General features: G+C 44.7%; 4 protein-coding genes. All 4 read right to left on the reverse strand.

The window, feature by feature from the left end; translation table 11 throughout:
* Window positions 1-432 (reverse strand): TolC family protein (locus B7C60_RS19900; protein WP_245869641.1); only part of this gene is annotated, 432 nt, incomplete at its 3' end.
* A gap of 351 nt (window positions 433-783) precedes the next feature.
* Entirely contained in the window at window positions 784-2,319 is a 1,536-nt protein-coding gene (vceB, locus tag B7C60_RS16700; RefSeq protein WP_099612613.1) for a multidrug efflux MFS transporter permease subunit VceB, read from the reverse strand.
* Between the two features lie 9 nt (window positions 2,320-2,328).
* Window positions 2,329-3,519, reverse strand: coding sequence for an HlyD family secretion protein (locus B7C60_RS16705; protein WP_099612614.1), 1,191 nt, complete (start codon window positions 3,517-3,519; stop codon window positions 2,329-2,331).
* A 22-nt stretch (window positions 3,520-3,541) separates the two neighbouring features.
* Window positions 3,542-4,058 (reverse strand): TolC family protein (locus B7C60_RS19905; RefSeq protein ID WP_245869644.1); only part of this gene is annotated, 517 nt, incomplete at its 5' end.

A 4,058-nucleotide genomic window follows, 5' to 3' on the forward strand; every position in this document is an offset into this window, starting at 1 on the left:
CGCTGCTTTACCGTCTGCGATTTTTTGCCAAATATCCAATTCCCAGCTTACACTCAACTCCGTGTTGTATTGAGTATGGTTGTGCTCTTCTTTCTCTCCACTTAAGGTCAACTCTGCACTGGGTAGTTGATCTGCGGCGCTCTGTTGTTTTTGTGCATAAGCAATTTTAAGCGCTAATGCCGTTTGCTGCAGGCTAGGGTTATGTTCCAAAGCACGATCAATCCATTGCTTTAATTCAGGAATATCAATTAATTCCGTAATCGAAACCATATCAATAGCAGGCTCAGTATCAATAGCAGACCAAGCCGTAAGTTGCTCAAGGGATTCAGAAACTCGCGCTTGATACGTTTGCTGAGAATGGGTGGCGCAGCCGATTAACCCCGCAATCAATAAACTCATGGCGGATAACCTTAGCCAATGCGATGACATCATAGTGGTGTACTCCTGTTGATGAACCTTAGCGTAAATAAACAGGGGTTAAGAGAGGGTTAACTTAAGAAAAATAACGCCCAGAAATTCTGGGCGTTCATATTCGAGAAAATCAAAAAACTGACGGTGAGATTAGAATTGATAAACCACTTTTAGCTCAATACTCCGCTCTGCGCCATACCCGCAGTTTACGTTGTTGTAACAGCTGTAATACTCTTTATTGAATAGGCTAGCCATCACATCCACGCCGGCACCTTGTAGATTATCGCTCAACTGACCGAGAGCGTACCCTAAAAAGATGTCAACACCCTAGGGTCTGTGGGTCTATTGACTACTGATCCCCTTAAAAAATGATTAATGTACGGCTGACGTATCCACTGCGTGTTTCGGTTTAGGAGCAAACCAGATCATACATCCAGCCACCGCAAAAATAACCGCAATCATCAAAAATAACTGGTTAGTCGCCACCATGACACTCTGGTTTTGTAAGGTCCAGTCCATCGCAGATCGCGCCTGCTCAGTACTCATTCCTGCATTCTGCATCGCTTGGCTCGCCACGCCCGCTTTATCGGTTAAGCCAGATAATTCCGCATGAACATAGCGAGACTCTCGCTCCCAAGATGTATTAATCATTGAGGTGGCAAAGGCACCAGATAAGGTTCGGATAAAATTCATCAACCCTGCTGCCGATTCCATTTCATGCATTTTGACACTGCCTAGCGCAATTGCAGTTAATGGCACAAAAAATAACGGCATCCCAACACCTTGGAAAAACATCGGCCAGCTAATTTGTGAAAACGTCATGTCTACGATGCCAAAACTGCGCATAAAAGTCCAAAAACCCAGCCACATCACTCCAGCAAAAACAAAAGGCCGAGGATCGTATTTCGACGATAAGTTAGCAATAATAGGGGCGAGAAAGACGGCCAATATTCCCATAGTGGCGGTAGCATACCCGGAAATAGTCGCTGTATACCCCATATAGATTTGCAACCACAATGGCGTTAACACTGAGATACTAAAAAAAGCCCCAAAAGCAAGTGACAAAGTCACCATACTCATACTGTAACCTCGGTGTCGAAAAACCTTGAGATCCACAACAGGATTCCGTTCAGTTAATTCCCAAATTAGAAATGCTACAAAGCCGATTGCAGCAACAACCGCTAGAGTAATGATTCGTGAGGATTCAAACCAATCGTGATCTTTCCCTTCATCCAGCATCAATTGCAAAGCGGCCACCCATACCACTAATAGTAATAACCCCACTTTATCAATTTTAGAACGAATGGTTTTGGTCTCATACTTCTGCAACAATTTCCAACAAATCAAAGCAGCACCTATTGCAAAAGGCATTTTCACCATAAAGATATATGGCCAACTAAATTGATCACACAACACACCACCTAAAATTGGCCCCATTATCGGAGCAATCAACGTAGTCATACTCCAAATACCAATGGCAACATGCCCCTTATTTTTCGGGAAAATTCTCATCATTAAGGTTTGTGATAACGGCATAAGAGGGCCTCCGGAAAAACCCAGAAATATCCGAAACATAACTAATGTACTCATGCTATTTGCCATTCCACACAATAGTGAAAAAACACCAAACAGCAGAAAACAAGTTACAAATACTCGGATAGACCCAAAACGTGAAGCTAGCCAGCCCGTTAATGGTACCGAAATAGCCTCAGCAACCGCATAGGAGGTAATTACATAAGTTCCTTGACTAGCAGAAGTTCCTAGACTTCCGGCAATGGTAGAAACGGAAACATTGGCAATGGTGGTATCTAAAATAGCCAAAAAATTCGCCATTGCTAGACACAAAGCCCCTACAAACAGTGCTCCACCTGACAAAGGTTTGATTTCATGGTCAGAAGCGTGACTCATCCTCTCACCTTAACCTTGTTCTGCTAATTGGGTTGCCCGATATTGCACTAACGTTTGTGCGTTAATTTCAGCGGCGGTATCAATAGTGACAATCATTGAAAGCCCAACCTGCAAGGGATGGCTCTGTAATTCTTTCGGATCCAATTCAATTCGTACGGGCAACCGTTGTACCACTTTAATCCAGTTACCGGTCGCATTTTGTGCCGGAATCATAGAAAATGCCGAACCTGTCCCGCCCGAAAAACCCGCAATCACCCCGTGGTAAGTCACGTCATCGCCATACAAATCTGCTGTTAATGTAACTGGCTGACCTATTTTCACCTCACGCAGTTCCACCTCTTTAAAGTTGGCATCAACATAAATCTGGTTAATAGGCACGACGGTCATTAATGGCATTCCAACTTGAACCCGACGCCCAACCTGAACCTGACGTTTAGCCACCACCCCGCTGATTGGGGCTCGGATAATAGTACGTTCTAGATCAATTTTAGCTTGTTCCAAACGAGCTTTAGCCAATAAGACTTCCGGGTTATTTTCTACTGTGGTGTTATCTGTTAACGCGGCATTGGCTTTTTGCGAACCGATACTCGACAGCTTCGTCGCTTTCGCTTGCGCCATTGCCGCTTGAGCTGCATGCAAATTGGCTAGTGCTTGACTATACCCTGTTTGTGCATTGCTCAGCTCTTCCCCCGATACCGACCCCGAGCGCACAAGCCCTTCACGACGAGTTAAGTCTATTTTCGCTCGTTCAAAATTTGCTTGCGCTGCACTTAACTGTGCTTTGGTACGTTGCTCATTCGCTTTTTGCGCTTCCACCAAGGCGGTTAGTCCTTCATCGTTGGCTAAATAGCTGCGAACACGACGCTTTGCTAGCGCTAAATCGGCTTCAGCTTGACTCAAGGCCAAACGAGCATCGGTATCATCAATGTGTACCAACACGTCACCTTTGTCGACGTATTGAGTATCCACCACATTAACACTGGCAATGATACCGCCCACCGCTGGAGTCACTTCCGCAATTTCGGCCGCAGCATACGCATTATCGGTTGAAACAAAACGTGAACCAATAAAGTACCAATAAGTACTGTAACCCCCACCAACAATGATGATCGCAAATAAAAGAAATAAGAACCCTTTTTTACGAGCTTGTGAAGCTCGGTGAGTATCAAAATGTTCCGTTGTTTGTTCAGACGAATTCATAAAAAAACCTTTTAAAACTAAATCAAGAATGAGAGTGAGAAAAACCACCGCCTAAAGCATGAATAAGTGCAAGATCCAAGCTAAACGCACGAGACTGAAGATTAACCAACGCCCGTTGGTTATTAAGTAACGTCTCCTCAGCGACTAAAACCTCAAGGTAAGTCGCTAACCCTCCTTGATAACGATTGTTAGCAATATAGTGAGCGCGCTCAGCTTGTATGACGGCTTGTTGCGTTTTTGCAATCCGCTCATCCAACGCCTGAGTACTGGTCAACACATCCGCAACGTCATGCAAAGCTTGATTTAAAGTAGCGTTATATAAGCTGACCGACTCTTGATAACGGGCTTGAGCAGAAGTAAGTTGTCCTTCTAATCGGCCGCCCGTAAAGAGGGGTAAATAGATGGCCGGACCAATGCCGCCTGCATCATTACCGCTGTTAAACACATTATCGAGACCGAAAGCTTGATAACCGATAAATGCGGAAAAACTCACATCGGGATAAAACATGGCTTGTGCGATCCCTACCCGCTCAGCAGCC

It is taken from the genome of Vibrio fujianensis (genome assembly GCF_002749895.1).
In the GTDB taxonomy this organism is placed as follows: Bacteria; Pseudomonadota; Gammaproteobacteria; order Enterobacterales; family Vibrionaceae; genus Vibrio; species Vibrio fujianensis.

What these genes read in the sequence shown, in the direction of transcription:
- vceB (WP_099612613.1), bottom strand. Translation starts at nt 2,319, where the DNA reads ATGAGTCACGCTTCTGACCATGAAATCAAACCTTTGTCAGGTGGAGCA.
- B7C60_RS16705 (WP_099612614.1), bottom strand. Translation starts at nt 3,519, where the DNA reads ATGAATTCGTCTGAACAAACAACGGAACATTTTGATACTCACCGAGCT.